Below are 25444 nucleotides of genomic sequence, written 5' to 3'. Positions count from 1 at the left end.
CCCGCCCTCCGGCGGTCGGTCATGCGATCGGAAGACGGCGACGGGCCTACCCGGCGAGCCCGTGCCGGTGCGCGTAGAGCGCGGCACGCAGCCGGTCCGGCTGCCCGATCTTGCGCATGGCCTGGGTCAGGTGCTTCTTCACCGTCGCCTCGGCCAAGGCGAGTTCACGCCCGATCTCGGCGTTGCTCAGCCCCTGACCGAGCTTGACCAGCACTTCCCGCTCGCGCTCGGTCAGCCCGGCCTGCTGGGGCTGCGGCTCGCCCAGGTGGCGCGCGGGGGCCGCCGCGTGGATCCGGGCCGGCGGCGGGGCCGGCAGGAACACCGACCCGCCGGCCGCGGCGAGTTGGACCGCGCCGATGATCCGCTCCCCGGCCAGGTCGAGCGGGAAGCACCCGCTGGCCCCGGCCAGCAGCATCCGGCTCGCCTCGGCGGTGGACTCGGCCCGGCGCAGCAGCAGGACCCGGGCGTCGGGTGCCCCGTCCGCCGCGCGCAGCGCCACCACGGTGGCCAGGTCCTCCTCCAGGCTCGCACCGCGCCCGAGCAGCACGACGTCGGGGGCGGTCCGGTGCACGGCCGCGACGGCGCGCAGCGGGTCGCCGGTGGAGCCGACCACCGTCAGTCCGGGCGCGGTGGCCAGCACGCTGCGCAGTCCGGCGCTGGTCACCGAGTTCCGTTCGACCAGGAACACCCGGGCCAGCGCGCTGCGGTCGCGGTCCCGGTCCACGCACATCGGATGGCCGCAGCCGCATGCCGCGACGGTGTGGCCCGCGGCGGGCACGGCCGTTTCGGCCAGCAGCTGGTGACCGGCGATCAGGTCGAGCGGGTTGTCGATCTCGGCCTGCAGCCGGGCCGGGCCGACGGCCGGGGTGTCCCCGGGGCCGGGGCCGCCGCAGCCGGGGCGGCGGGCGCTGTGGCGGCGGCCGCGCGGGCCGGCCGGGGCGGCGAAGGCGCTCACCGCTGCCATCGCGCACCTCCGGCAGCGGAGGCGGGGCGTCTGAAGTTGGGCATGGCTTTCGGTCCCCCTAGCTGGTGGCTGGTCGTCCCGGTGGTCGCGGCGCGCGCCGGCGACCGGGCCCCGCCGCCGACGCGGACCGGCGTCGGGTGCGAACGGGCAGGTCGTGGACGGGAGTCGGCCGCGTACGGGTGCGGATCCGGGTGGTGAGGTGGGGGCGCCGACCGCGGCGGGTGTGGACCGGGGCGGTCAGCGCGCTGCGCGCGGTCGACACAGCTCGTCGAAGCACCTGCGGTGCCACGAGCCGCCGATCCCGACCAGGGTGAAGTCGGTCCGCCGAATAGCCATGCCGGAAACCCTAGGTCCGGTTCCTTGTGCAGGTCAAGGACGGGACCGGGCCTCGGTGGCCCGGGCAGCGGCACTCCGGCGGCCACGGATGCTGTGAGTGGGAGTAACAGCATCAGGAGCTGACTGGCTGTCCGGGACGGACGTCCGCAACGCTCCTCCCAGCGACGCCGGCCGTCCCGCCGCCGCCCCGACGTCTGCGGGGACGACCCCGCGACCGCGCCCAACGCGCCGTCGTGCTCAGCCGATCTGACGGATCGACACCTCACGACACCTCACGACACCTCACGCACCCTTCCCGAAGGAGCAGCAGCGCCATGCCCGCCCCGCCCCACCGGCCCGACGCCGGCCCGTCCGGTGCGCCGCCCCGGAGGGCCGAAGGGTGACCGGGTTCCTGCTGCGCCGGCTCCTGCTGGCCGTCCCCACGCTGCTGGGCGTCACCGTCGTGGTCTTCGCGACCGTCGCGCTCGTCCCCGGTGACCCGGTCACCGCCTTCCTCGGTCCGGGCGCACCGCCCGAGGCCCGTCGGGAGCTCGGCGAACGGCTCGGCCTGGACCAGCCCCTGCCCGTCCGCTACGCCGACTGGCTCGGCCACGCCCTCACCGGCGACCTCGGCACCTCCGTCTCCGGACAGCGCCCGGTCGCCGACCTGCTGCTCCCCGCGCTCGGCCAGACCCTCACCCTCACCGCGGCCGCCTTCGCCCTGGTGCTGGCCGGCGGGGTGGCGCTGGGCGCCCTGGGCGCACTGCGTCCGCGCGGCCCCGGCGGCCGGATCTCCGGCGCGCTGTCCACGCTCGCGGTGTCCGCCCCGCAGTACTCGGTGGCCCTGCTGCTGATCGCCGTCTTCGCGGTCGGGCTGCGCTGGCTCCCGGCCGGCGGCACGCACGACGCGTTCGGCTCCGGCGGCACGGCCGACCTGCTCCGCCACCTGGTCCTCCCGGCGGTCGCCGCCGCGCTGGTACCGCTCGGGCTCACCGCCCGGGTGTTCCGGGCGGCGCTGGGCACCGTCCTGGCCGGTGAGCTGGCCGACTCGCTGCGCGCCCGCGGCCTGCGCCCGGCCGCCGTGCTGCGGCACTGCGTGCACAACGCCTCGCCCGCGCTGCTGACCATCGGCGGCCTGCAACTCGCCTACCTGCTGGAGGGGGTGGTCTTCGTGGAGACCCTGTTCGCCTGGCCCGGCATCGGCCGGCTGCTCTACGACGCGCTCACCGCCCGCGACCTGCCGCTGGTGCAGGGCGGGGTGCTGGTGGTGGCGGTCGCGTTCGTCGGCGTCAACCTCCTGGTGGACGCGGCGCACGCGGCGATCGACCCGCGGGTGAGGGTCTGACATGGCCGCCCACCCGCCCGCCGGACCGCGCCCCGCTCTGCGCGCCGTCCCACGCACCGGCCTGCCCGCCGTCCCCCGCACCGGCCTGCCCGCCGCACCGCGCGGAGGCCTGCCCGTCCGACGGAACCTCGGCCTGCTCGTCCCCGCCGCCCTCGCCGTGCTGCTCGTCCTGCTCGCCCTCGCCGCGCCGCTGGTCGCCCCGTACGACCCGGCCGCCGGCACGCTCACCGACCGGCTGCTCGACCCCGGCAGCCCCGGCCACCCGCTCGGCACCGACGGGCAGGGCCGCGACCTGCTGAGCCGGCTGATCTGGGCCGGGCGGGCCTCGCTCACCGGAGGCCTCGTCCCGGTCAGCGTCGCCACCGTCGCCGGGACGCTGCTCGGCGTCGCGGCCGGACTCGGCGGCCGGTTCACGGAACAGGCCCTGCTGCGCACACTGGACGTCCTCTACGCCTTCCCCGGCGTGCTGCTGGCGATCGCCGTCGCCTCCCTGCTCACCCCCGGCCTGGGCGCGACCGTGCTCGCGCTGTCCGTGGTGCTCACCCCCGCAGTCGCCCGGGTCGCGTTCACCGAGACCCGGCGGATCCGCTCCGCCGAGTACCTGGAGGCCGCCCGGGTCAGCGGCGCCGGCTGGGGCGCCCTGGTGCTCCGCCAGGTCGCCCCCGTGGTGGCGCCGGTGGTGCTGGTGTACGCCTCCTCGCTGGTCGGGCTCGCCGTCGTGTACGCCGCCGGGCTGTCCTTCCTCGGGCTCGGAGTCGCCCCGCCCACCGCCGAGTGGGGCGCGATGCTGGACGAGCTGCGGCCCGCGCTGCTCACCCACCCCTGGGTGGCGGTGCTGCCGGGGCTGGTCATCCTGGCCGTCTCGGTGGTGTTCAACACCCTCGGCGAGGCGCTGCGCACCCGCGTCGGCGACACCGCCGCCCACCTGCCGCGGGCCACCGCGGCCGCCCGACGGCCCACCCCGGCCGCGCCGCGCGGAGCCACCGAGCAGGTGAGCCGATGAGCGCGCTGCTGGAGGTCGACGGCCTGTCCGTCGAGTACCCCGGAGGCGTCCGGGCCGTCGACGGCGTCTCCCTCACCCTGCGGCCCGGCGGCGCCCTCGTGCTGCTCGGCGAGTCCGGCAGCGGCAAGACCACCGTCGCCCGGACGGTGCTCGGCCTGCCCGGCCGCGGAGCCGCCGTCACCGGGGGCGTCCGGCTGGCCGGGACGGACCTGCGGGCGCTGGACGAGCGGGCGCTCTCGGACGTCCGCGGCCGGCGCATCGGGTACGTGCCGCAGGACCCGAGCGCCTCGCTGGACCCCCTGCGCCGGATCGGCCCGCAGCTCGCCGAGGTGCTGCGCCGGCACCGGGTCGCCGACGGCCGCCGGGCCGCCCGCGCCGCCGTGCCCGGGCTGCTCGCCACCGCCGGCGTCCCGGATCCGGAGCGGGTCGCCCGGGCGTACCCGCACGAGCTCTCCGGCGGCCTGCGCCAGCGCGCCGCGATCGCCCTCGCGATCTGCTGCGGCCCGGAGCTGCTGATCGCCGACGAGCCGACCACCGCGCTGGACGCCCTGGTCCGCGGCCGGATCCTGGACCTGTTCACCACCCTGCGCGCCGACTGCGGCATCGCGCTGCTGCTGGTCACCCACGACCTCGCGGTGGCCCGCCGGATCGGCGGCACGGTGGCGGTGATGCGGGCCGGCCGGGTCGTCGAACGGGGACCGGCCGCACGGGTGCTCGCCGAGCCCGACCACGCCTTCACCGCCGCCCTGGTGGCCGCCGAACCGGGAGCCCACCGTTGACCCCGCCGTCGAGCCCAGCGTCGAACCCGCCGCCGCACGCGCACCACGACGCCCCGACGCCGCTGCTCACCCTGGACGCCGTCGCCAAGCGCTACCGCGACCGCACCGCCCTGGACGGCGTCACCCTCGCCCTCACCCCGGGCGAGACCGTCGGCCTGGTCGGCGAGTCCGGCTCCGGCAAGTCCACCCTGGCCCGCCTCGCCCTCGGCCTGGTCGCCCCCGACTCCGGCACCGTCCGCTTCGCCGGCCGGGACCCGTACCGCCTGCGCGGCCGCGCCGACCGCGCGCTGCGGGGCCGGCTGCAGTTCGTCCCGCAGCACCCGCGAGGCTCGCTCAACCCGAGCCTGCGGGCCGGCGAGGCGGTCGCCTTCGCCCTCCGCCTGCACGGCACCCCGCGCGCCGAACGCCCCGAGGCCGTGGCCCGGCTGTTCGCCCAGGTCGGTCTGGAGCCCGCGCTGGCCGCCCGCTACCCGCGCGAGCTGTCCGGCGGGCAGCTGCAGCGGGTGGCCGTCGCCCGGGCCCTGGCCACCGGGCCCGAGCTGCTGGTCTGCGACGAACCGACCTCCGCCCTGGACCGCGGCGTCCAGGCCCGGCTGCTCGACCTGCTCACCGACCTGCGCGAACGCACCGGCCTGGCCTACCTGTTCATCTCCCACGACCTCGCCGTGGTCCGCCGGCTCGCCCACCGGGTGCTGGTGCTGCGGCACGGCCGGGTGGTCGAGCAGGGCCCGGCCGACCGCCTCTGGGACTCCCCCGCGCACCCGTACACCCGCGCCCTGCTGGAAGCCGCCACCGGCACCCTCCCGGCCACGGGCCGACGCCCCACCGAACTCCCGCACCACCGAACCGACGAGGAATCACCATGACCCGCACCGCCCGCACCCGCTCCAGAGCCGTCGCCCTGTCGGCCGCCGTCGCCCTGCTCACCGCGGCCACCGGCTGCGCCGGATCCGACGGCGGCGCCACCGCGGCGGGCGGCGGCGCGGGCCGCGGCGGGACCTTGGTCATCGGCGCCACCGGCAAGCTCCCCAACACCGACACCGTGATCGGCGGCGCGGGCTTCGAGGGCAAGCGGCTGGTCTCCTTCCAGCTCTACGAGGGTCTCACCCGCTACGAGTTGCTCCAGGGCACCGACAAGCCGCCGGCCGTCACCGGCGCCCTCGCCACCGACTGGCAGGTCGCGGCCGACCGCAAGACCTGGACCTTCACCCTCCGCAAGGGCGTGAAGTTCCAGGACGGCACCCCCTTCGACGCCGACGCCGTGGTCTTCAACCTGGCGCGCTACCTCGACAAGGGCAGCCCCGAATACACCGACGCCCTCGGCGCCGCCGCCGCGGAGTACGCGGGCGACATCGCCTCCTACCGCAAGACCGACGCGGACCACGTCGAACTGGTCACCAAGGAGCCCAACGGCCACTTCCCGGAGGACCTCGCCCACGTCCTGATCGCCAGCCCCACCGCCGTCCGCAAGGCCGGCTCCGCGAACTTCGCCCAACACCCCGTCGGCACCGGCCCGTTCGGCTTCGTCTCGCAGACCGAGGGCCAGCAGATCGAACTCGCGGCCAACAAGGACTACTGGCGCGGCGCCCCCAAGCTCGACCGGCTCGTGATCAAGGCCCTGCCGGACGCCGCCGCCCGCACCGCGGCCCTGCGCTCCGGAGGCGCCAACTGGATCGAGTACCCCAACCCGGACGACATCGACAGCCTCAAGGCCGACGGCGTCACCGTCGCCACCAACAGCTACGACCACCTCTGGTACTGGATCCTGGACACCTCCAAGGCCCCCTGGGACAACCCGCTGGTGCGCCGCGCCGCCAACTACGCGATCGACCGCAGGGCCATCGCCGACAAGCTGCTGCACGGCACCGCCGACCCCGCCTACCAGGCCGCGCCGCGCGCCACCGCCGCCTACGACCCGGCCGGCGACGCCTACTCCCACGACCCGGCCAAGGCCCGGCAGCTGCTCGCCGAGGCCGGCCTCCCGAACGGCTTCTCGACCTCCGTCACGGTACCCACCGGCGGCAGCGGCAACCTGCTGCCGGTGCCGATCGCCGAGGCCCTCCAGCGCGACCTCGCCGCCGTCGGCATCAAGGTCGAGCTGCGCACCACCGACTGGACCACCCTGATCGGCGCCGAGGCCAAGGGCCAGGTCGCGCTCGGCTCCGACGCCGTCGCCCAGTCCACCACGCTGTTCCAGTCCGAGGCGCTGCTGCCGCTGTTCATCGGCTCCAAGAGCCCGTTCTGGACCGGCCACTACGCGAACCCGCAGGTCGACGAGTTGCTCGCCGCCTCGGCCGCCGACGCCGACCAGGCCGCCCGGCAGGCCGGGTACCGCAAGGCCCTCACCCTCGTCACCCAGGACGCGCCCTGGCTCTTCGTCGTCAACGACCGCAATCCGCGGGCCCTTTCGCCCAAGGTCCACGGGCTCGTCCAGCCGCAGTCCTGGTTCCTCGACCTGACCACCGTCTGGGTCGGCTGACCAGCCCCCGGCACGACAGAACGGACACCCACCCGATGACCACCCCGCACCCGCCGCACCACCACCCCGAGACCGAGCCGCCCAAGTGGGGCATCACCCTGCCCCTGCCCGGCCTGACCATCGACCGGCACCGCTTCCTGGTCGAGCGGCTCCCCGACCTCGGCTACACCGACGTCTGGAGCGCCGAGGGCGGCGGCACCGACGCCTTCACCCCGCTGGCCGCCACCGCGGCCTGGTCCCCGTCGCTGCGGATCGCCACCGGGATCGTCCCGGTGCACACCCGCGGCCCCGCGGTGCTCGCCCAGACCGCCGCGACCCTCGCCCAACTCGCCCCCGGCCGCGTGCTGCTGGGCATCGGCGCCTCCGTCCCCGCGCACGTCACCGACATCAACGGCATCCCCTTCGACGAACCGTTCAAGCGGACCAGGGACGTCCTGCGCTTCGTCACCCGGGCCCTGCGCGGCGAGTACGTCACCGGCGGCTTCGACACCTTCGACATCACCGGCTACCGGCTGCCGCACCCGCCGGCCGACCCGGTCAAGGTGATCCTGGGCGCGCTGCGGCCCAACATGCTCCGGCTCGGCTTCACCGAGGGGGACGGCGCCATCACCAACCTGCTGTTCCCGCACGACGTGCCGAAGATCCTGGACACCGTCGGCCCGCAGCCGCCCGGCAAGGAGCTGGTGGTCAAGGTCTTCGTCTGCCCCACCGAGGACACCGACTACGCCCACCGCGCCACCCGGCCCTTCCTGGCCTGGATCCTCAACCGCGAGCCGTACCGGAAGTTCCACGAGTGGCTGGGCCACGGCGAGTTGCTCGCCGAGACCCACCGCAAATGGGCCGAGGGCGATCCCGAGGGCGCCCAGAAGGCCCTACCGGACGAGGTGGTCGACGGACTGTTCGTCAGCGGCTCCCCCGAGGAGTGCCGCGAGCGCATCCTCGCCTACCACCGCCCCGGCGTCACCACCATCCAGCTGTACGTGTCGCTGCCGCCCGAGGTGTTCGTCAGCCGGGCCAGGCTGCTCGACACCCTGGCCCGGCTCGGCCCGGCCGCCCGCTGACCCGCCCGCCCCGCCCGACGCGTCCGCCCCCGCCCCCGCCCGACACATCCGACCCGTCACCCGTGGAGGAGTTCCCGTGCCCCTGGAGATCCGCGGCGGGGTCCGCGCCGCCCCCGTCCCCGGCGGCACCCCGCAGGAGCGCCAGGCCCTGCGGTGGGCCCCCGACGGCCGCGACCGCACCGCCGACCCCGCGTACGTCGCCCGCACCGCCCGCGAGAACGAGGAGGACGGGCTGGACAGCGCCCTGGTGGTGCAGTCCAGCTCGTGGCCCGACCCCTGGCTGGTCGCCTCCTGGGCGCTGGCCGCCACCACCCGGCTGCGCATCGCGGTCGCCCACCGGGTCGGCACCACCGCCCCCACCGTCGCCGCCCGCACCCTGGCCACCCTGGACCGCCTCTCCGGCGGACGGGCCGCGGCGCACGTGATCATCGGCTCCAGCGACCGCGACACCGCCCGGGACGGTGACCACCTCGGCAAGGCGGACCGCTACCGCCGGGCCGAGGAGTACCTCGACCTGTTCACCCGCTACCTGACGGCCGATCAGGACATCGACCACAAGGGCGAGTTCTACACCGTGGCCGAGGCCCGGCCCGGCCTGCACCCCAGACCGGGCGGCGAACTGCTCTCCTTCGGCGGCTCCTCACCCCAGGGCCTCGACCTCGCGGCCCGCTACGCCGAGGTGTACGCCGTCAGCCCGCTGCCCCTGCCCGACACCCGGCGGCGGATCGCCCAGGCCCGCGCCGCGGCCGCGGCCCACGGCCGGACCCTGCGGATCTGGCGCCACCTCACCGTCGTCCTCGCCGACACCGACGAGGAGGCCCGCGACCGGGTCCGCCGGCTGCGCCGCGAGGCCCTGCGCCTCACCTCCGCGGGCGCGGCCGGCCGCTGGCGCGAGGCCGTCCAACTCGACCGCGACCGCGAGCGCGGCCACTCCGACCCGGCCCACGGTGACGACCAGGTCGCCGCCTACATCCGCCGCTCCCTCACCGCCGCCTACACCGGCTCCCCCGCCACCGTCGCCGCCCGCATCGGACTCCTCCGCTCCGCGGGCGTCGACATCGTCCAACTCGACCTCCCCGTCGAGACCGACCACGACCGCGACCTGCGCCGCACCCTCGTCCGCCACCTCCGCACCGGCCACGGCACCCCCGCCGACCGCCGCCCCTGGTGACCCGCCCCGCCTCGCCCCTCAGCCGAACACCGCCACCCGCGGCACCACCGTCCCCGGCGACACCTTCAGCACCGTCAGCCGGTAGTACTGCGTCAGCGTGTGGTGGCTGTGCAGCACCAGCTTCGCCGACGTCAGGCTGCTGTACAGCGTCCCGGTCTGGCTCGCCAGCGGCACGGTCCTCCAGTGGCCGCCGGTCAGGGCCTCCAGCTTGACGTTCCCCGGCGCGAGGAACGGCCCGGCGTCCGGCGACTCGACGAGGATCTGCGGGGCGATGGTCTGGTCCGCCCCCGTGCCGTTGCGGTAGGTGACGACGATCCGGTGCGCCGCGTGGTCGGAGGGCAGCGGGCTGCTCGGCAGCTCGACGAAGGAGATCGGCGCGGTGACGGCCGCCGCCTCCGGGGCGGAGGCCACCGCGGCGACCGCCGGCGACGGCACGGTGAACGCGGTGGCCGGCAGAGCGGCGAGGGCGGCGAGGGCGAGGGCCCGGCCGAAGAGCTTCCTGGTCGGCATGGCGGCCTCCTTCGATCGTTCTCGGCTCCCCGGGAGCGTCCGCGGGCGGCCGGAGCGTACCCGTCCACCCTGCACTCCGACGGCCCGACCCGCATCCGCGCCGCTCCCCCGGCGGTCGCGGTGGCAGCGCGTGAACGTCGGCGGGACCCTGGAGTGAGCAGTCGACCGCCTGCGCCGAGCCGAGCGACGAGGAGGTTGGGCCCGTGAGGTTCATCCAGATCATCGAGTACCGGACGAGTCGCATCGACGAGTTCAACGCCCTGCTCGACGCCTGGGTCGAGAAGAACGCGGGGAACCGCCTGGCCTCGCGGGCCGTGCAGACCCGCGACCGGGACGGCGAGAACGTCTACCTGAACATCGTCGAGTTCCCCTCCTACGAGGTGGCCATGCAGAACTCCGACCGCCCGGAGACCGCGGAGTTCGCCGCTCAGGTCGCGGCGCTCTGCGACGGCCCGCCGACGTTCCGCAATCTCGACCTGCTGGACGAACGGACCTTCCAGGACTGACACCAGGACCGAAACCCAGGACCGAGCCCCGAGCCCGAACCCCGGGACCGCACCGGGCGCCACCCGGATTCACTGCCGGGGGACGCCCCCGACGAAGTCCTTGAGGGCGTCCAGCCGGGTCCGCCGCCCGGGCGGGTAGCGGCGCAGCGCCCGCCCGGCGCGGCGCGAGCCGGGCGGGTAGCGCCAGCGGGCCCACGGCGAGTCGGGTTTGGCCAGCCGCAGGCAGGCGACCAGGGCGACCAGGGGCACCAGCAGCCCGATCACGCCGGTCGCCGTCTTCCCCTTGAGGATGGCCCCGACCGAGAACACCAGGTTGACCAGCAGCAGCACGGCGAAGGTCAGGTGGGCGGTGGCGCCCTGGCCGGCGTCGGAGAACGGGTTGAACCCGGCGACCAGCAGCAGGCCGACCGCCACGGCCAGGAAGGTCGCGTCGACGGACTTGCGGCCCTCGCGCGTCCAGTAGACGTCCTCCAGGTGCAGCCACAGCGCGTACTCGTCGAGGGTGAGCGCGGCGCCGGCGCCGAACAGCGCGGCCAGGATCTGCACCCCGGGGGTGTCCGGCCGGTAGGAGAACTCCATCGCGCCCGCCACCAGCATCGCGAGGATGCCGTACACCTGGTGGTGCACGTGGGTGCCGCCGACCTCGACGTTGCGGAAGGGCCCGCGCCCGGCCCGGATCAGCCGGGTGACCGCCCGGGTGCCCACGAAGGTGAGGACGAACGCGCCGACCATCCACAGGCCGATGCCGTGGTTGGGCAGGGTGACGACGACCTCGACGTCCTCGTCGGCGAAGCGCACGGTCGCGGCGTCCCGTCAGTGGTCGCGCGGGGCGCGCGCTCCGCGACATCCGGACCGCGGCCTGCTGCTGTTCGGCACCACGCACCTCCGTACCGGCCCCCTCCGCCCAGCGTATCCGGATCACGCGGAAGGGGCCCGCACGACGGCGGGCCCCTTCGCGCTCACCCGGTGCGCGGGACCGGGACGACGCCGCGGCGGCCGTCACCGGCGCCGACCTGGTCGTGTTCCCCACCGAGCGGCCGGCCTTCACCCACGAGGCCCTCTCCGAGGAAGGTCAACGCCACGGCTTCAGGGGGCGGTGGCCGTCGCCAGCGCCGCCAGCACCCCGGCGCGGGTGGGCGTGCCGACGGAGTGGTGGGTGACGTGGCCGTGCCCGTCAAGCACCAGCACGGTCGGCGTCCGCAGCACGTCCACGCGGCGGACCAGGTCGAGCCGTGCCTCGGCGTCGATCTCGACCAGCCGCACCCCCGGACGGTCCGCCGCCACCGTGCCGAGCAGCCTCCGCGAACCCGGGCAGGCGGCGCAGAACGAGGTGGAGAACTGCACCAGCGTCGCCTGCTCGCCCAGCGGCTCGCCGAGGTCCCGGCCGGTCAGCCGCAGCGCGCCGCCCGCCCGCCCTCGCCTCATCCTGCCGTCCCGCGCGGCCCGGAAGAGCCCGAACGCCGTCGTCGCGGCCAGGACCACGAGCAGGACCAGTAGTCCCGTCAGCGTGCTCATGGACGCGCCTGTGCCGAAAGGCCGCTCACCCGGGCGCGTCCGCGCACGGCCAGCAGGTAGAACTCGCAGCCCAGGCAGTAGCCGAAGGCCGCGTTGAGGAAGGCAGCGGCGAGCGCCAGCGCGGTCGCGGCCGCGCCGAGCCAGACTGCGCCGCAGAGGTAGCCGACGGTGCCGACCACGGCGAAGGCGAGGCCGACGGCCTGCGCGAACCGGAGCGGCCGCTCGTTCTCCAGCTCGGTCGGTGGACCCAAGCGCGGGCGCACCAGCCGCCGGTAGAGGAGGCCGTAGGGCGAGAAGCGCAGGCCGGGCAGAGCGCCCAGCGCGAAGACGGCGGCCTACGCGGCCAGCAGCGCACCGCTGCCCGTCACCAGGACGACAGCGAGGACCACGGTGGTCAGGGTCGCGGCGAACCGCGGGCCGCGGGGATCGATGCCGGCGGGTGCGGGGGTGGCGCGGGACGTACCGGGACTGCCGAAAGGCATGTCGGGACTCCGGGGGTTCGAGGTTCCTGGGGTGGACGGGTGTCAGGAACGACGACACGCGGCGGACCACACTCGACCGAAGTCGATGTGGTCCCGGGTCACCAGGAAGGTCTCGTGAGGCACGGCTCCATTGCAGCAGCCGCGCAAGCCGCGGGTCAACGGCCGGATCGACGCCGGGTGCGGTCCTCCGGCAGTCGGCGAAGGACCGGGCTGTGCCCTGGAAGACGCCACCGCCCCGCGCACCATGGTCGCCGACCACGTCCTGGTCGTCGTCGTGCTCCAGGTCTTCCACGAGCTCCGGTACCTGATAGACGAGGCCGACGCCCGCTGAGCGGTCAGGAACGTCGGCCTCGTGTGCCCACGGGCGGGGCTCCGAGTCGTGGTGGGCAGGGTGTCGTGTGGAGCACTGCCCGAGCCGGGCCTCAGCAGATCCGCGGCAGCTGCTCCCCCATCGGCAGGTCCACCACCCGGCTGCCGCCGAAGCCGGTCCGGGCCACGACCATGCCGGGGTGGTCCTCGACGCACTCGCCGATCACCACCGCCTCCGCCCCGAGCGGGTGGGCCCGCATCGCGGCGAGCACCGCGTCCGCCTCCCGGCGCGGCACGAAGGCCACCAGCTTGCCCTCGTTGGCGACGTACATCGGGTCGAGTCCCAGCAGGGCGCAGGCGTTGGCCACCGCGTCCGGGACGGGCACGGCCCGCTCGCTCAGCGTCACGCCCACCCCGGCCGCCGCCGCGATCTCGTTGAGCGCCGCCGCCAGCCCACCCCGGGTGGGGTCGCGCAGCACGTGCAGGTCGGGGGTGACGGCCAGCATGGCCTCGACCAGGCCGCCGAGCGCGGCGCAGTCGCTGCGCACCTCGACCCCGAACTCCAACCCCTCCCGGACGCTCATGATGGCGACGCCGTGCAGCCCGATCGGCCCGCTGACGATCACCACGTCGCCGGGGCGGGCCCGCTGCGGCCGGATGTCCACCCCGGCGGGCACCAGCCCGATGCCGGCCGTGTTCAGGTAGACGCCGTCGCCGCGCCCGGCCTCCACCACCTTGGTGTCCCCGGTGACCACCTCGACCCCGGCGGTCCGGGCGGCGGCGCCGAGCGCCTTGGCCACCCGGTCGACCACGGCCATCTCCACGCCCTCCTCCAGGATGAACCCGCAGGACAGGTAGGCCGGCCGGGCCCCGCTCATGGCGAGGTCGTTGACGGTGCCGTTGACGGCGAGGTCGCCGATGCTGCCGCCGGGGAAGAACAGCGGCCGCACCACGTAGGAGTCGGTGGAGAAGGCGAGCCGGGCGCCGCCGAGTTCCAGGACGGCGGAGTCGCCGAGCCCGGCGAGCGCCGGTCCGCCGAAGGCCGGCGCGAAGAGGTTCTCCACGAGTTCGGCGGACATCGCCCCGCCGCCGCCGTGCCCCATCACCACCCGGGGGTGGTCGCGCAGCGGCAGCGGGCAGCTCCAGCCGGAGAAGTCCGGCGCGGGCGGGGCGTCGGGCGCCGCGCCGGTGAGGGTCTCGGTGTCAGCCAACGGGGCTCACCTCCGCGGTGGTGACCGGCACGCTCAGCCGGCGGTAGAGGTAGTACGCCGCGCAGGCCCCCTCGCTGGAGACCATGGTCGCGCCGAGCGGGGTGCGCGGGGTGCAGACGGTGCCGAAGGCCTCGCACTGGTGGGGCTTCAGCAGTCCCTGCAGCACCTCGCCGCTGCGGCAGGCGGCGGGTTCGCGGGTGGTGATCCCGGCGACGTCGAAGCGGTGCTCGGCGTCGTGGTCCCGGTAGCGCGGCGAGAGCCGCCAGCCGCTCTGCGGGATGACGCCGATGCCGCGCCAGGCGCGGTCGGCGACCTCGAAGACGTCCTCCAGCATGGCCCGTGCCGCGGGGTTGCCCTCCGGCCGGACGGCCCTCGGGTAGGCGTTGTCCACGGTGTGCTCCCCGCGCTCCAACTGCCGTACGGTGCGCCGGATCCCCTCCAGGATGTCCAGCGGCTCGAAGCCGGTGACCACGATCGGCACCCGGTGGCGCTCGGCGAGCTCCGGGTACTCCTCGGTGCCCATCACGCTGCAGACGTGTCCGGCGGCGAGGAAGCCCTGGACCCGGCAGTCCGGTGAGGCCATGATCGCGTCGATCGCCGGGGGCACCCGGACGTGCGAGACCAGCATGCTGAAGTTCCGCAGGCCCTCCTTCCGAGCCAGGTGGACGGCCATCGCGTTGGGCGGCGCGGTGGTCTCGAAGCCGATGCCGAAGAAGACCACCTCCCGGTCCGGGTTCTCCCGGGCGGTCTTCAGCGCGTCCAGGGGCGAGTAGACCACCCGGACGTCACCGCCCTCGCCGCGCACCCGGAACAGGTCGCGGTCGGTGCCGGGCACCCGCAGCATGTCCCCGAAGGAGCAGAAGATCACCCCGGGCCGGGCGGCGATCGCCAGCGCGCGGTCGATCATCTCCAGCGGGGTGACGCACACCGGGCACCCCGGCCCGTGGATCAACTCGACCTCCTCCGGCAGGAGTTGGTCGATGGCGTGTCGGATGATGCTGTGCGTCTGGCCCCCGCAGACCTCCATCAGCGCCCAGGGCCGGGTGACCGTCGCCCTGATGTCGGCGAGCAGGCCCTCGGCCAGCTCCGGGTTCCGGAACTCCTCCAGGTACTTCACCGTCCGGCCTCCTCAGCCCCGTGTTCCACCACCGCGTCCGCGCCGACCGCACCGACCGCGCCGGCCGCCCGTGCGGCCTCCCACGGGTCGCCGAACTCCTCCTGCAGCAGCCCGAGTTCCTCGAACAGCGCGAGGGTGCGCCGGGCCGACTCCTCGTCCAGCCGCTGCAGCGCGAAGCCCACGTGCACGATCGCGTAGTCGCCCACCGCCAGATCGGGCAGGTACTCCAGGCAGACGTCCTTGACCACTCCGCCGAAGTCCATCACCGCCATCCGGGTCCCGTCCCGCTCCTCGATCTCCGTCACCCTGCCGGGCACCGCCAGGCACATCCGCTGTCACTCCTCCCGGGCGGCCGCCGAGCGGGCGGCCACCATCAGCTGGCCGAGCGCCAGCCCTCCGTCGTTGGGCGGCACCCGGCGGTGCCGCAGTACGGTGAAGCCGTCCTCCCCGAGGCCGCGCGCGCAGGCCGAGGAGAGCAGCGCGTTGGCGAAGACGCCGCCGCTGAGCGCCACCGTGGTCGTGCCGTGGCGCTCCCGGACGGCCGCGCACACCCGCCGGACCAGCTCGGCCACCGCGGCGTGGAAGCGTGCGGCGACCAGCCCGGCGGGCGCGCCCGCCGCCACGTCGGCCACCACCGCGGCCAGCACCGGCCCGGGTGCGGCGATCCAGCCGTCCGCCGCCGCCGACAGCCCGAACCGGTACCCGTCGGCCGGGCCGGACTCCGCGGCCGCCGCCTCCAGTTCGACCGCCGCCTGGGCCTCGTACCCGGCCCGCTGGCAGATCCCGGCGAGCGAGGACACCGCGTCGAAGAGCCGGCCCATGCTGGAGGTCGGCACGCAGTTCAGCCCGAGCTCCAACTGCCGTTCCAGCAGGCGGATCTCCTCGGCCGGGCAGGCCTCGACCGGCGGCAGCCCGGCGGTCCAGGGCAGTCCGGCGGCACGCAGGTGCGCCAGCGCCGTCCGGTACGGGCGCTCGACGGCCGCGTCCCCGCCGGGCAGCGGCACGTACCCGAGGTGGGCGAGGCGCCGGAACCCGTCGTAGTCGGCCAGCAGCACCTCGCCGCCCCAGATCGCGCCGTCCTCGCCGTAGCCGGTCCCGTCGAAGGCCAGGCCGAGCACCGGGCGGCTGCCGTCCAGGCCGTGCTCGGCCATCACGGCGGCGATGTGCGCGTGGTGGTGCTGCACCCGGCGCACCGGCCGGCCGGCGGCGGTCCGCTCGGCGTGCCGGACCGAGCGGTAGCCCGGGTGCCGGTCGGCCACCAGGACCTCCGGCCGCACCCCGCTGACCATCCCCAGCTGGTCGACCGCGCGGTCGAAGGCGCGCAGCGTGGCCAGGTCGTCCATGTCCCCGATGTGGCCGGACAGCCAGGCGTAGCCGTCCCGGGCCAGCGCGAAGGCGTTCTTGAGGTCGCCCCCGACGGCCAGCACCGGGCGCACCGGCACGGGCAGCGGAAGCGGCAGCGGCGCGTACCCGCGCGAGCGGCGCAGCGGCAGCTGTTCGCCGTCCACCACCCGTACGACCGAGTCCTCGCACGGCACGTGGATCGGCCGGTCGTGGGTGAGCCAGCCGTCGACCAGCGGGGCGAGCCGTTCCCGTGCCTCCCGGTCGTCGGTGACGATCGGTTCGCCGGAGAGGTTGGCGCTGGTCATCACCAGCAGGTCCGGTCCCGGTGCGGCGAGCAGCAGGTGGTGCAGCGGGGTGTACGGGAGCATCACGCCGAGGTCGGGGCTGCGCGGCGCCACCGCGTCGAGTCCGGCGGTCGGCGCGCCGGTGCGGCGCAGCAGGACGATCGGCCGTACCGGCCCGGTGAGCAGTTCCCGCTCCACCGGGCCGAGCGGCAGCAGGCTCTCCACCGTGGCGAGGTCACGGGCCATCAGCGCGAAGGGCTTGTCCCCGCGCCGCTTGCGCCGGCGCAGCAGGGCGACGGCGTCGGCGTTCCGCGCGTCGCAGGCCAGGTGGTAGCCGCCGATGCCCTTGACGGCGAGGACCGCCCCGGCGGCGAGCAGTCGGCGCGCGCCGGTGAGCGCCGCGTCCCCGGCGAGGTCGGCGCGGCCGGGCACGGTCAGCGCGAGTCGGGGCCCGCAGGCGTGGCAGGCGACGGGCTGCGCGTGGAAGCGGCGGTCGGCCGGGTCGGCGTACTCCCGGGCGCAGTCCGGGCACATCGGGAAGCCGGCCATGGTGGTGTCGGCGCGGTCGTACGGCAGGCCGGTGACGATGGTGTGCCGTGGGCCGCAGTTGGTGCAGCTGATGAAGGGGTGCCGGTGGCGCCGGTCGGCCGGGTCGGTGAGTTCGGCGAGGCAGTCGGCGCAGACGGCGACGTCGGGCGGGATCAGGGTGGCGCGGAGCCCGTCGGTCCGGGAGGGGGCGATGGCGAAGCCGGTGGCCCCGGTGGCGGCGAGCGGCGCGTGCTCGACGGAGGCGACGTGCGCCAGCGGTGGCGCGTCGCTGGCCACCCGGCGGCAGAACGCCTCCACCGCCGCTGGGCTGCCCTCCACTTCGGCCAGGACGCCCTCGCCGGTGTTGGTGACGCTGCCGGCCAGGCCGAGTTCGCCGGCCAGGGTGAAGACGAAGGGCCGGAAGCCGACCCCCTGGACGAGTCCGCGCACGGCGACCCGCCGCCGCTCGCGGTCGAGCTCCGGATGACCGGCCGTCACGGGGTCTCCCCGACCGCCACGTGCTCGTGCCCGTGCCCGTGCGCCTCCCCGTGCCCGTGCCCGTGGTCGTGCGGCTCCCCGTGCCCGTGCCCGTGGTCGTGCGGCACCGCCGCCATCACCGGCCGGTGCGGCTCGGCGCCGTCCAGCACGGCCGTGGCCCGGTCCAGCAGCGCGCCGACGCCGACCCCGGTCCGGGCCGAGGTGTGCACCACCTCCACCCCGGGGTTGACCCGCCGGACGTTCGCCGTGAACGCCGCCTCGTCGAACTCGGCGGCCGCGGCGAGGTCCGTCTTGGTCACCAGCACCAGGTTGGCCAGCCCGAAGGCGGTCGGGTACTTGAGCGGCTTGTCCTCGCCCTCGGTCACCGAGGCCAGCACCACCCGCAGCGACTCCCCCAGGTCGTACGAGGCCGGGCAGACCAGGTTGCCGACGTTCTCCACGAACAGCAGTCGGCAGTCCTGCGGCAGCCAGCCGTCCAGGTGCCCGGCGAGCATCCGCGCCTCCAGGTGACAGAGCCCGTCGGTGAGCACCTGCTTGACCGGCGCGCCCGAACGGGCCAGCCGCAGCGCGTCGTTCTCGGTGGCGAGGTCCGCGGTGAGCGCGGCGACGGACACCCCGCGACGCCGGGCCAGGCCCAGCTCGGCCTCCAGCAGGGCGGTCTTGCCGCTGCCCGGGCTGGAGAGCAGGTTCACCGCGACCGTCCCGCGGGCGGCCAGCGCGGCCCGCAGCTCGCGGGCGCTGTCGTCGTTGCGGGCGAGGACCGCCTGCCGGAAGTCGACCGTGCGGCACATCGGCATCAGCCTTTCTGTTCGACCGGGACGCCGGGGCGCTCGGCCCACTCGACGTCGAGGATCTGGAGCTCGCGCCCGGACAGCAGCTCGACTCCGCCGCCGCCGGCGCAGCTCGGGCAGCCGAGGTCCGGCGGCATCCCGACGGCCCACTCGGTGTCACAGGGCACGCAGCGGGCCCGCGCCGGGACGGGCTCGGTGTGCAGCACCGCGCCCTCCACCAGCGTTCCGGCGCAGGCGAGTTCGAAGCAGAAGTCGAGGGCCTGCGGCACCACGCCCGCCAACTCGCCCACCTGCAGCCGGACCCGCGCCACCCCGGGGGCCCCGTGCTGGCGGGCGGCCGCGTCCACCTGCTCGACGACGGCTGCGGCGATCGACATCTCGTGCATCGGTCCCTCTCGACGGCGGTCGGCAGCGAGCCCCACGACCGGACGGCCCCCCGGTTTCCGGGGCGCGCCCCCAGGACGAGGCGCGCCCCATTACAAGGCGCGGCGGCGGCGACGGCTCGAAGCCGCGCCGCCACCGCGCCCGGGGCTGCACCGTTCGCAGCAATGCGCGGCTCACATCCGCGAGATCTCCAGGTACCGCTTGATGTCCGGCAGGCTCTGCCAGACCAGCGCGCCGATCCCGGCCAGCAGGACCGCGCAGAACAGTTTCCTCAGCATGGTGTCGTCTCCCTCTCCGGCTGCGTGGCCTCGTCCACGACCCGCAGGACCACTTGGACCGCCTCCTCGACGGCGGCGGCGACGGGCGCGCTCAGCCCGATGCCCTCCTCCAGCGACGCCGGCTCGCAGCCGACCACCAGCACCCGCCCGGGCGGCTCGCCGCCGGTGCCGGCGGCGAGCGTGGCGAGCAGCCCGAGCACCGCGTCCGGGCCCATCCGGTGCCCGTCCAGCAACGGTGCCTCCAGCGGCTCGGCGGAGGCCTCGATGAGGTAGAGCGTGCCGGGTGCCCCGCCGCGGCAGGTGGCGTCGACCAGGACGGCCGTCCGGTGGCCGTCCAGCAGCCGGTAGGCCAGGTCCACGCCGCGCACCCCGGTGTCGACCAGCTCGACGCCCTCCGGCAGCGGGTGCGCGGCCAGCCGCCGGACGGTCTCCACGCCGAACCCGTCGTCGCCGAGGAAGATGTTGCCCACCCCGGCGACCAGCACCGTGGCGCCGCTCACGACTCCTCCAGCGGGGTGACCTCGTCGGGCTGGAAGTAGCGGAACCGCCCCTGCGCCCGCCACAGGTCGGCGCCCGGGTCGTCCTCGACCGTGACGGCGAGGTGCACCGAGCCGTCGACGTCGTGCAGCACGGCCTCCACCACGCCGGTGCGCCCGTCCAGGAAGAGGTCCTGGGCGTCGGTGCGCCGCCGCCCGGGCCGCAGCAGCACCCGGCTGCCGGCCCCGACCGACCGGCCGTCGACCAGCACCCGGTCCCGCTCGGGGTCGACGCCCGGGTCGTTGCCCGGGTCCCACCAGGGCTGCTCCGCCCCGGCGGTGGCGCCGGTGAGGTCGCGCAGCCCGCGGATGGCGCCGTGCAGGCGTTCCAGCACCTCGGGCGGCATGGACTCGGCGAGGTCGATCACGGCCGCGGCCCGCTCGTCGGTGCCGCGGGCCTCCCGCTTCTCCTCCTCGGTGAGGGCCGCCGTCCGCAGCGCCAGGATCTCGTCGATCTCGGTGGCGTCGTACAGGGTGCCGAGGCTCTCCGGGGCCACCTTCGGGTGGTCCTCCAGGATGATCGGCGAGGACAGCATCACCCCGAGCTCGCCCTCCGGCCCGGCCAGCACCGGCCAGGTGTGCCGGCTGCGGCAGCGCTCGACGGCCGGCCGCGCCCACTCGGGCGGGTCGGTGGCCGACACGAACCGGCCGTGCTCCAGGCCGAGCAGCAGGTGGGCGGAGACCAGGGAGCGCGGCAGCGCCTCCTCCCGGGTCGCCCGGCGGGGCGGCACCCAGGTGGACACGTTCTCCACCACCGCCGTCAGCCGCTGCGCCCGGTACGGGCCGGGCAGGTCCTCGACGGTCACCCGCAGCAGGCCGTCGACCTGTTCGCGGCGCCGCACCAGCCGTCCGACGGCGGTGCCGTTCTCGCGCAGCAGCTCGGTCTCTCCGACGCCCGGCAGCCGGAACGCCCGCTCCACTCCGGCGCCTCCCAACTCCTCGATCGGCAAGAGGAGTTCGATCCGCTCCTCGACGCCCTCGTCCCACTCCACGAGCACCCGGTCGGCCAGCTCCAGCCGCTCCACCGGCTCGAACCCGCCGGTCTCGGTGGCCCGTTCGACGGTGCGCCGCTGCACCCGCAGGAAGCGCAGCTCGACCGCCAGCCGGTCCTCACCGCGCGCCTCCATCACGCACTCGGTGCGCTGGTGCGAGTGCTCGCCGCCCTGCGCCGTGTACTCGGGCGGCACCAGGACGCCGAACTGCCAGCGCAGCCGGTTCTTGGCCGCCGAGGCCCGGTAGGGGTAGAGGACGTAACCCTCCAGCAGCACCGCGTCGGCGATCTGCCGGGCGGCCGCGAAGCCGCGCTCGATCCCGGCCGGCAGCTCCAGGGTGTCGGGGGATCCGCTCACCGGGCCACCTCCTCGATCGCGGCCGCCGCGAGCAGTTCCCGCACGGTCGCCTCCCAGGAGGGCAGGGCCCGCCGGGAGCGGTAGGCCAGCAGCGCGTCCATCACGTCGTCGGGCAGCCGCAGCCAGCCGCAGCCGGGGAAGTGCTGGTCGACCGCCTCGCGCCAGACCCGGACCGGCATCCGGACCCGGGCCTCCTTGTCCCAGGGCACCGGGGTGACCTGGAACCCGCCGGGGCCGGCGAACGCCGTGCCGGAGAAGAGCAGCAGCAGCGGCACCTCCCCGCCGTCCAGCGCCCGGAAGTAGCGGGCGGAGGCCACCTCCAGGTCGTAGCTGCACGGCACCGCGAGGTCCGCCTCGGTCTGCCCGGTGAAGCCCGGCACCAGCAGCGGCACGGTGGCGAGCTGGATCGGGTTGAGGGTGGTCGCCCAGCGTTCCCGCTCGCCGAACAGGTCGGCCAGCCGCTCGCCCTCCGGCTCGCCGTACGAGCGGCGGCCGGGTTCGATCCGCAGCTGGCACTGGAGCGCCAGGGCGTGCACCCGCGTGTCGGCCGGCGCGGTGATCCGCAGCCGGAACACCAGGGTCGGTACGGCCGCGTACGGGTCGGACCGCACGCCGGCGCAGCTGAAGCCGAGTGCCGTCACGCCGTCACCGCCGCGGGCAGCGGGCGGGCCCGGTCGGCCAACCGCGCGAAGAACGCGTCGAGTTCGGCCCGCGCCTCGGCTCCGCCGTCGAAGCCGTGCCAGCACCGCCGCAGTCGGCCGACCAGCTCGTAGCAGACGTCGATCGGCACCAGGAAGCACTCCACCCGGTGGTCGACGCGGCGCAGCAGCAGCGCCTCGACGTCCGGTTCCAGGGCGGCGGCCAGCCGGCTGCCGCCGAGGGCGCGTTCCCAGTCCTCCTCGTCCACCTCGCTCTCCGTGGCGCCGGCCGGGCCGGGGTAGAAGGCGAGCAGCTGGTCCAGGGCGGCGTTGCGGAACAGGAAGGCGGTGCCGACCGGGATGCCCAGCACCGACCAGGCCCGCTCGTCCGGTCCGCCCTCCGGGTCGGTGAGGTAGCGGTCCGGCACGGTGCGGAACCGGCCGCCGGCCGCGCCCGGCTGCTGGAACAGCAGGCCGCAGGCGGTGCAGGTGCAGGCCAGCGCGCGTTCCTCGACGTCGACCAGGTGGCGGTGGCCGGGCGGCAGGTCCCGGCCGCAGAACCCGCACTGCTCGGGCCGCGGCTGCGCCGGCTCGCGCAGCCGGCGCAGCAGGGCGGTCCCGTCGCGGGAGATCCGGCGGGTGTTCATCGCACCTCCGCGGTCTGCGGCGGGCGGACGCCGATCTGCAGCAGCTGGGGGGCGCGCTCCAGCTCCACGGCCGTCACCTCGGGCACGTGGCAGGCCAGCACGGCCTCCACGTCGCCCTCCGCGCAGCCGCAGCCGGAGGCGGTGCGGCGCAGCCGCAGGGCGCCGGTGCCCGGGTCGAAGCCGAGCACCTCGATCCGCTCGGGCAGCGTCGCGAGCGCCCGGTCGATCCGGGCGGCGACGTCCTCGGGGTGCAGGTCGTGCAGCAGCAGGAGCCCGGCCACCGCCGGGTCGTCCAGCATCCGTTCCAGGGCCGGCGGGGGCAGCGCCGGGACGATCCTGGCCAGCCCCTGGCCGTAGAACTCCATCAGGTCGCGGACGAGTTGCTCGCCCGCCCGCTCGGCCCCGCTGCCGGCCAGGGCGTCCAGGGCCTCCTGGATCCGCAGCCCGGTCTGCTCGGCCGTCATGCGGTGAGCCCGCTGAGACCGGTGGGCACGTGCATGGTCTGCACGGTGCGCCCGCCGACGTACATGTGCACGCCGCAGGGCAGGCAGGGGTCGAAGCTGCGCACCGCGCGCATGATGTCGATGCCCTTGAAGTTCTCCGGGGAGTTCTCCTCGAAGATCGGGGTGTTCTGCACCGCGTCCTCGTAGGGACCGGGCGTGCCGTAGCTGTCCCGGACGCTGGCGTTCCACGGGGTCGGCGGGTACGGGTGGTAGTTGGCGATCTTGCCGTCGCGGATCACCATGTGGTGCGAGAGCACGCCGCGCACGGCCTCGGTGAAGCCGCAGCCGATCGACTCGTCCGGCACCTCGAAGCGCTCCCAGGTCTGGCTGCGCCCGGCCCGGACCTCGTCCAGCGCCTTCTCGGCGAAGTGCAGGGCGGCGGCGGCCGCGTAGGCCTGGAAGTAGGTGCGGGCCCGGTTGCGTTCGAGGGCGTTGCTCCACTGCGGGATCTTCCACTCGAAGGTGACCTCGGGCTTGGTCATCGAGCGGGGCAGGTTGATCTGCACGCTGTGCCCGGTGGCCTTGACGTAGCCGATGTCGACCAGGCCCGACAGCGCGGTGGACCACAGCCGGGCGATCGGGCCGCCGCCGGTGTCCAGGGCGAGGTGCTCCTTGCCGTCGAACCAGCGCGGGGACATCACCCAGCTGTACTTGTCGTCGAAGTCACGCTTCTGCGGCTGCGGGATGGTGTGCTGGTTCCACGGGTGCCGGGGGTCCACGGGGTTGCCCAGCGGGTCGTGGGTGACGAACAGTTCCTTGCCCTGCCAGTCCTCGTAGTAGGAGCTGCCGAGCAGGATCCGGATGCCGAGGTTGATCTCGGTGAGGTCGTTGGTGACCAGCTTGCCGTCCACCACCACGCCGGGGGTGACGAACATCCGGCGGCCCCAGTCCGTCATGTTGCGGTACGTGAAGTCGCAGTGGTCCGGGTCGTTGAGGCTGCCCCAGCAGCCGAGCAGGACGCGGCGCCGGCCGACCTCCTCGTAGCCGGGCAGCGCCTGGTAGAAGAAGTCGAAGAGGTCGTCGTGCAGCGGCACGACCTTCTTCATGAACTCGACGTAGCGCATCAGCCGGGTCAGGTAGTCGGTGAACAGCTGCACCGTGGCGACGGTGCCGACGCCGCCCGGGTAGAGCGTGGAGGGGTGCACGTGGCGGCCCTCCATCAGGCAGAACATCTCCCGGGTGTACCGGCTGACCTGCAGCGCCTCGCGGTAGAACTCGCCCTCGATCGGGTTGAGCGAGCGCATGATGTCGGCGATCGTCCGGTACCCGTGGTCGGCGGCGTGCGGCGCCTCGGTGCGCTCGGCCTGCTCCAGCACGCCGGGGTTGGTCTCGCGGACCATCTTCTCGCAGTAGTCGACCCCGACCAGGTTCTCCTGGAAGATGTTGTGGTCGAACATGTACTCGGCGGCCTCGCCGAGGTTGATGATCCACTCGCCGAGGTGCGGGGGCTTCACCCCGTAGGCCATGTTCTGGGTGTAGACCGAACAGGTGGCGTGGTTGTCGCCGCAGATCCCGCAGATCCGGCTGGTGATGAAGTGCGCGTCGCGCGGGTCCTTGCCGCGCATGAAGACGCTGTAGCCGCGGAAGACCGAGGAGGTGCTGTAGCACTCCGCGACGCGCTTCTGCTTGAAGTCGATCTTGGTGTGGATGCCCAGACTGCCCACGATCCGGGTGATCGGATCCCAGGACATCTCCGTCAGGCCGCTGCCGTCGCCGGCCGCTCTGGTCGTCGGTGTTGCCATCGTGTCTGTCGTGTCCTTCTCTGAGCGGGGGCGGGGCGGGGGCGGAGGAGGCGGCACGGGGCCGCACACCGCGGGGGTGTGCGGCCCCGCGGCGTCACCCGGGCGGGCGGTAACCCGTGGTCAGGTGGCGGCCGGTGTGGCGCCACTTCGGTTCCTTGTCGACGGTCTTCAGCGTGATCGCGCGCAGCCGGCGGATCACCGAGCCGTAGGCGTTGCTGACGCCGCTGGAGACCCGCGAGCCGGGCGGCGGGTCCATGAAGGGCATGAACTTGTCCGGGAAGCCCGGCATGGTGCAGGCGATGCAGATGCCGCCCACGTTCGGACAGCCGCCGACGCCGTTGATCCAGCCGCGCTTGGTGACGTTGCACTTGACGACCGGGCCCCAGCAGCCGAGCCGCACCAGGCACTCGGGCGTGCCGTACTCGGTGGCGAACTGGCCCTGCTCGTAGTACCCGCCGCGGTCGCAGCCCTCGTGCACGGTGGCGCCGAACAGCCAGGACGGCCGCAGCTTGTCGTCCAGCGGGATCATCGGCGCGGAGCCGGCCAGCTGGTACAGCAGGTAGGTGAGCGTCTCCGCGAAGTTGTCGGGCTGGATCGGGCAGCCCGGCACGCAGACGATCGGCAGGCCGGCCTTGGACTTCCAGTTCCAGCCCAGGTAGTCCGGTACGCCCATCGCACCCGTCGGGTTGCCGGCCATCGCGTGGATGCCGCCGTACGTGGCGCAGGTGCCGATCGCGACCACGGCGGTCGCCTTGGGCGCGAGCCGGTCCAGCCACTCACTGGTGGTGATGGGCTGTCCGGTGGCCGGGTCGTCGCCGAAGCCGCACCAGTAGCCCTCCTTCTTGATCTTCTCATTGGGGATGGATCCCTCGACGACCAGCACGAACGGCTCGAGCTCGCCGCGGTCGGCCTTGAAGAACCACTCGACGAAGTTGTCCGCGCCCTGGACCGGGCCGCACTCGAAGTCGATCAGGGGCCAGTGCACGGCGACCTTGGGCAGGCCGGGCAGCGCGCCGGTGACGATCTCCTCGATGCTGGGCTGCATCGCGGCGGTCAGCGAGACGGAGTCCCCGTCGCAGCTGAGGCCGGCGTTGATCCAGAGAATGTGCACCACGTCGGTGTCGGTTGTTGCAGCACCCATGAGGATGCCTCCTC

The 25444-nt window shown here is 74.8% G+C and carries 27 protein-coding genes and 1 pseudogene; 9 read left to right on the top strand and 19 right to left on the bottom strand.

Translation table 11 applies throughout. The features are described 5' to 3' along the window. Window positions 1-46: 46 nt before the first annotated feature. Entirely contained in the window at window positions 47-964 is a 918-nt protein-coding gene (locus tag ACIRD3_RS30265; protein WP_402222973.1) for a LuxR C-terminal-related transcriptional regulator, read from the bottom strand. A gap of 715 nt (window positions 965-1679) precedes the next feature. On the opposite strand from ACIRD3_RS30265, the gene ACIRD3_RS30260 reads away from it, so the two are divergent. From ACIRD3_RS30260 to ACIRD3_RS30230, 7 genes are all read left to right on the top strand, one after another. Further along, window positions 1680-2624, top strand: a complete 945-nt coding sequence (locus tag ACIRD3_RS30260; RefSeq protein ID WP_402222971.1) for an ABC transporter permease — start codon at window positions 1680-1682, stop codon at window positions 2622-2624. Between the two features lies 1 nt (window position 2625). Further along, the gene (locus ACIRD3_RS30255; protein ID WP_402222970.1) at window positions 2626-3627 is read left to right on the top strand and encodes an ABC transporter permease; all 1002 of its coding nucleotides are present in this window, start codon (window positions 2626-2628) and stop codon (window positions 3625-3627) included. Continuing rightward, the gene (locus tag ACIRD3_RS30250) at window positions 3624-4406 is read left to right on the top strand and encodes an ABC transporter ATP-binding protein (protein WP_402222968.1); all 783 of its coding nucleotides are present in this window, start codon (window positions 3624-3626) and stop codon (window positions 4404-4406) included. Before ACIRD3_RS30255 ends, ACIRD3_RS30250 begins: the two co-directional genes overlap by 4 nt. Further along, window positions 4403-5272 (top strand): ABC transporter ATP-binding protein, encoded by an 870-nt coding sequence (locus tag ACIRD3_RS30245; RefSeq protein WP_402222967.1) that lies wholly within the window; start codon window positions 4403-4405, stop codon window positions 5270-5272. The genes ACIRD3_RS30250 and ACIRD3_RS30245 overlap by 4 nt, the downstream gene beginning before the upstream one ends. Beyond that, the gene (locus ACIRD3_RS30240; protein ID WP_402222965.1) at window positions 5269-6885 is read left to right on the top strand and encodes an ABC transporter substrate-binding protein; all 1617 of its coding nucleotides are present in this window, start codon (window positions 5269-5271) and stop codon (window positions 6883-6885) included. The genes ACIRD3_RS30245 and ACIRD3_RS30240 overlap by 4 nt, the downstream gene beginning before the upstream one ends. A gap of 35 nt (window positions 6886-6920) precedes the next feature. After that, window positions 6921-7946, top strand: a complete 1026-nt coding sequence (locus ACIRD3_RS30235) for an LLM class F420-dependent oxidoreductase (RefSeq protein ID WP_402222963.1) — start codon at window positions 6921-6923, stop codon at window positions 7944-7946. A gap of 76 nt (window positions 7947-8022) precedes the next feature. Then, window positions 8023-9117: an LLM class flavin-dependent oxidoreductase gene (locus tag ACIRD3_RS30230; protein ID WP_402222962.1), complete on the top strand. Its 1095-nt coding sequence runs from the start codon at window positions 8023-8025 to the stop codon at window positions 9115-9117. Window positions 9118-9135: 18 nt separating this feature from the next. Here the strand turns inward: ACIRD3_RS30230 and ACIRD3_RS30225 are convergent, their stop codons facing one another. Continuing rightward, the gene (locus tag ACIRD3_RS30225; protein WP_402222960.1) at window positions 9136-9627 is read right to left on the bottom strand and encodes a signal peptide protein; all 492 of its coding nucleotides are present in this window, start codon (window positions 9625-9627) and stop codon (window positions 9136-9138) included. A 203-nt stretch (window positions 9628-9830) separates the two neighbouring features. Here ACIRD3_RS30225 and ACIRD3_RS30220 point away from each other — a divergent pair, with 203 nt between their 5' ends. Further along, complete coding sequence (locus ACIRD3_RS30220) at window positions 9831-10133, top strand: hypothetical protein (RefSeq protein WP_402222959.1); 303 nt, start codon at window positions 9831-9833, stop codon at window positions 10131-10133. Between the two features lie 69 nt (window positions 10134-10202). On the opposite strand, the gene ACIRD3_RS30215 is transcribed toward ACIRD3_RS30220, so the two are convergent. The 3 genes and pseudogenes from ACIRD3_RS30215 to ACIRD3_RS30205 form a co-directional block, all read right to left on the bottom strand. Next, window positions 10203-10931: a hypothetical protein gene (locus tag ACIRD3_RS30215; RefSeq protein WP_402222958.1), complete on the bottom strand. Its 729-nt coding sequence runs from the start codon at window positions 10929-10931 to the stop codon at window positions 10203-10205. A gap of 288 nt (window positions 10932-11219) precedes the next feature. Beyond that, the gene (locus tag ACIRD3_RS30210) at window positions 11220-11639 is read right to left on the bottom strand and encodes a TlpA family protein disulfide reductase (RefSeq protein WP_402223022.1); all 420 of its coding nucleotides are present in this window, start codon (window positions 11637-11639) and stop codon (window positions 11220-11222) included. A gap of 5 nt (window positions 11640-11644) precedes the next feature. Continuing rightward, window positions 11645-12130 (bottom strand): annotated as a pseudogene (locus ACIRD3_RS30205) (DUF4395 domain-containing protein). Window positions 12131-12260: 130 nt separating this feature from the next. Between ACIRD3_RS30205 and ACIRD3_RS30200 the strand changes: the two are divergent. After that, the gene (locus ACIRD3_RS30200; RefSeq protein WP_402222957.1) at window positions 12261-12461 is read left to right on the top strand and encodes a hypothetical protein; all 201 of its coding nucleotides are present in this window, start codon (window positions 12261-12263) and stop codon (window positions 12459-12461) included. 91 nt (window positions 12462-12552) lie between these two features. Here the strand turns inward: ACIRD3_RS30200 and hypE are convergent, their stop codons facing one another. The 14 genes from hypE to ACIRD3_RS30130 form a co-directional block, all read right to left on the bottom strand. After that, on the bottom strand, window positions 12553-13650 hold the full coding sequence (gene hypE, locus ACIRD3_RS30195; RefSeq protein ID WP_402222955.1) for a hydrogenase expression/formation protein HypE: 1098 nt from the start codon (window positions 13648-13650) through the stop codon (window positions 12553-12555). Further along, window positions 13643-14767, bottom strand: coding sequence for a hydrogenase formation protein HypD (gene hypD / locus ACIRD3_RS30190; RefSeq protein ID WP_402222954.1), 1125 nt, complete (start codon window positions 14765-14767; stop codon window positions 13643-13645). The genes hypE and hypD overlap by 8 nt, the downstream gene beginning before the upstream one ends. After that, window positions 14764-15096 carry a HypC/HybG/HupF family hydrogenase formation chaperone gene (locus ACIRD3_RS30185; protein WP_402222952.1) on the bottom strand — a complete coding sequence of 111 codons (333 nt, stop codon included), beginning with the start codon at window positions 15094-15096 and terminating at the stop codon, window positions 14764-14766. Before ACIRD3_RS30185 ends, hypD begins: the two co-directional genes overlap by 4 nt. 6 nt (window positions 15097-15102) lie before the next feature. Continuing rightward, complete coding sequence (gene hypF, locus ACIRD3_RS30180; protein WP_402222950.1) at window positions 15103-17421, bottom strand: carbamoyltransferase HypF; 2319 nt, start codon at window positions 17419-17421, stop codon at window positions 15103-15105. Then, window positions 17418-18212, bottom strand: coding sequence for a hydrogenase nickel incorporation protein HypB (gene hypB, locus ACIRD3_RS30175; RefSeq protein WP_402222948.1), 795 nt, complete (start codon window positions 18210-18212; stop codon window positions 17418-17420). Before hypB ends, hypF begins: the two co-directional genes overlap by 4 nt. Window positions 18213-18217: 5 nt before the next feature. Continuing rightward, window positions 18218-18598 carry a hydrogenase maturation nickel metallochaperone HypA gene (gene hypA, locus ACIRD3_RS30170; protein WP_402222946.1) on the bottom strand — a complete coding sequence of 127 codons (381 nt, stop codon included), beginning with the start codon at window positions 18596-18598 and terminating at the stop codon, window positions 18218-18220. A 171-nt stretch (window positions 18599-18769) separates the two neighbouring features. Beyond that, entirely contained in the window at window positions 18770-18874 is a 105-nt protein-coding gene (locus ACIRD3_RS30165; protein ID WP_402222944.1) for a DUF6893 family small protein, read from the bottom strand. Continuing rightward, the gene (locus ACIRD3_RS30160) at window positions 18868-19374 is read right to left on the bottom strand and encodes a hydrogenase maturation protease (RefSeq protein WP_402222942.1); all 507 of its coding nucleotides are present in this window, start codon (window positions 19372-19374) and stop codon (window positions 18868-18870) included. The genes ACIRD3_RS30165 and ACIRD3_RS30160 overlap by 7 nt, the downstream gene beginning before the upstream one ends. Continuing rightward, on the bottom strand, window positions 19371-20759 hold the full coding sequence (locus ACIRD3_RS30155) for a hypothetical protein (RefSeq protein WP_402222941.1): 1389 nt from the start codon (window positions 20757-20759) through the stop codon (window positions 19371-19373). The genes ACIRD3_RS30160 and ACIRD3_RS30155 overlap by 4 nt, the downstream gene beginning before the upstream one ends. Beyond that, window positions 20756-21400, bottom strand: coding sequence for a DUF6084 family protein (locus ACIRD3_RS30150; protein ID WP_402222939.1), 645 nt, complete (start codon window positions 21398-21400; stop codon window positions 20756-20758). Before ACIRD3_RS30150 ends, ACIRD3_RS30155 begins: the two co-directional genes overlap by 4 nt. Beyond that, window positions 21397-22044, bottom strand: a complete 648-nt coding sequence (locus ACIRD3_RS30145) for a DUF5947 family protein (protein ID WP_402222937.1) — start codon at window positions 22042-22044, stop codon at window positions 21397-21399. The genes ACIRD3_RS30150 and ACIRD3_RS30145 overlap by 4 nt, the downstream gene beginning before the upstream one ends. Further along, complete coding sequence (locus ACIRD3_RS30140; protein ID WP_402222935.1) at window positions 22041-22508, bottom strand: thioredoxin; 468 nt, start codon at window positions 22506-22508, stop codon at window positions 22041-22043. Before ACIRD3_RS30140 ends, ACIRD3_RS30145 begins: the two co-directional genes overlap by 4 nt. After that, window positions 22505-24289 carry a nickel-dependent hydrogenase large subunit gene (locus ACIRD3_RS30135; protein WP_402222933.1) on the bottom strand — a complete coding sequence of 595 codons (1785 nt, stop codon included), beginning with the start codon at window positions 24287-24289 and terminating at the stop codon, window positions 22505-22507. Before ACIRD3_RS30135 ends, ACIRD3_RS30140 begins: the two co-directional genes overlap by 4 nt. A 94-nt stretch (window positions 24290-24383) precedes the next feature. Continuing rightward, on the bottom strand, window positions 24384-25430 hold the full coding sequence (locus ACIRD3_RS30130) for a hydrogenase expression protein HypE (RefSeq protein WP_402222931.1): 1047 nt from the start codon (window positions 25428-25430) through the stop codon (window positions 24384-24386). Between the last annotated feature and the right edge of the window lie 14 nt (window positions 25431-25444).

The sequence above is a fragment of the Kitasatospora sp. NPDC093550 genome, assembly GCF_044764985.1.
In the GTDB taxonomy this organism is placed as follows: Bacteria; Actinomycetota; Actinomycetes; order Streptomycetales; family Streptomycetaceae; genus Kitasatospora.
Note: the sequence above shows the minus strand (reverse complement) of the source record. Positions and strands in the feature narration are given on the sequence as shown.

Bases quoted from the DNA above. Each gene is read 5' to 3' on its own strand.
- ACIRD3_RS30185 (WP_402222952.1), bottom strand. From the start codon at position 15,096: ATGTGCCTGGCGGTGCCCGGCAGGGTGACGGAGATCGAGGAGCGGGAC.
- ACIRD3_RS30165 (WP_402222944.1), bottom strand. From the start codon at position 18,874: ATGCTGAGGAAACTGTTCTGCGCGGTCCTGCTGGCCGGGATCGGCGCG.
- ACIRD3_RS30265 (WP_402222973.1), bottom strand. From the start codon at position 964: ATGGCAGCGGTGAGCGCCTTCGCCGCCCCGGCCGGCCCGCGCGGCCGC.
- hypA (WP_402222946.1), bottom strand. From the start codon at position 18,598: ATGCACGAGATGTCGATCGCCGCAGCCGTCGTCGAGCAGGTGGACGCG.
- ACIRD3_RS30140 (WP_402222935.1), bottom strand. From the start codon at position 22,508: ATGACGGCCGAGCAGACCGGGCTGCGGATCCAGGAGGCCCTGGACGCC.
- hypB (WP_402222948.1), bottom strand. From the start codon at position 18,212: ATGTGCCGCACGGTCGACTTCCGGCAGGCGGTCCTCGCCCGCAACGAC.
- ACIRD3_RS30235 (WP_402222963.1), top strand. From the start codon at position 6,921: ATGACCACCCCGCACCCGCCGCACCACCACCCCGAGACCGAGCCGCCC.
- ACIRD3_RS30225 (WP_402222960.1), bottom strand. From the start codon at position 9,627: ATGCCGACCAGGAAGCTCTTCGGCCGGGCCCTCGCCCTCGCCGCCCTC.
- ACIRD3_RS30255 (WP_402222970.1), top strand. From the start codon at position 2,626: ATGGCCGCCCACCCGCCCGCCGGACCGCGCCCCGCTCTGCGCGCCGTC.
- ACIRD3_RS30145 (WP_402222937.1), bottom strand. From the start codon at position 22,044: ATGAACACCCGCCGGATCTCCCGCGACGGGACCGCCCTGCTGCGCCGG.
- ACIRD3_RS30135 (WP_402222933.1), bottom strand. From the start codon at position 24,289: ATGGCAACACCGACGACCAGAGCGGCCGGCGACGGCAGCGGCCTGACG.
- ACIRD3_RS30250 (WP_402222968.1), top strand. From the start codon at position 3,624: ATGAGCGCGCTGCTGGAGGTCGACGGCCTGTCCGTCGAGTACCCCGGA.
- ACIRD3_RS30130 (WP_402222931.1), bottom strand. From the start codon at position 25,430: ATGGGTGCTGCAACAACCGACACCGACGTGGTGCACATTCTCTGGATC.
- ACIRD3_RS30240 (WP_402222965.1), top strand. From the start codon at position 5,269: ATGACCCGCACCGCCCGCACCCGCTCCAGAGCCGTCGCCCTGTCGGCC.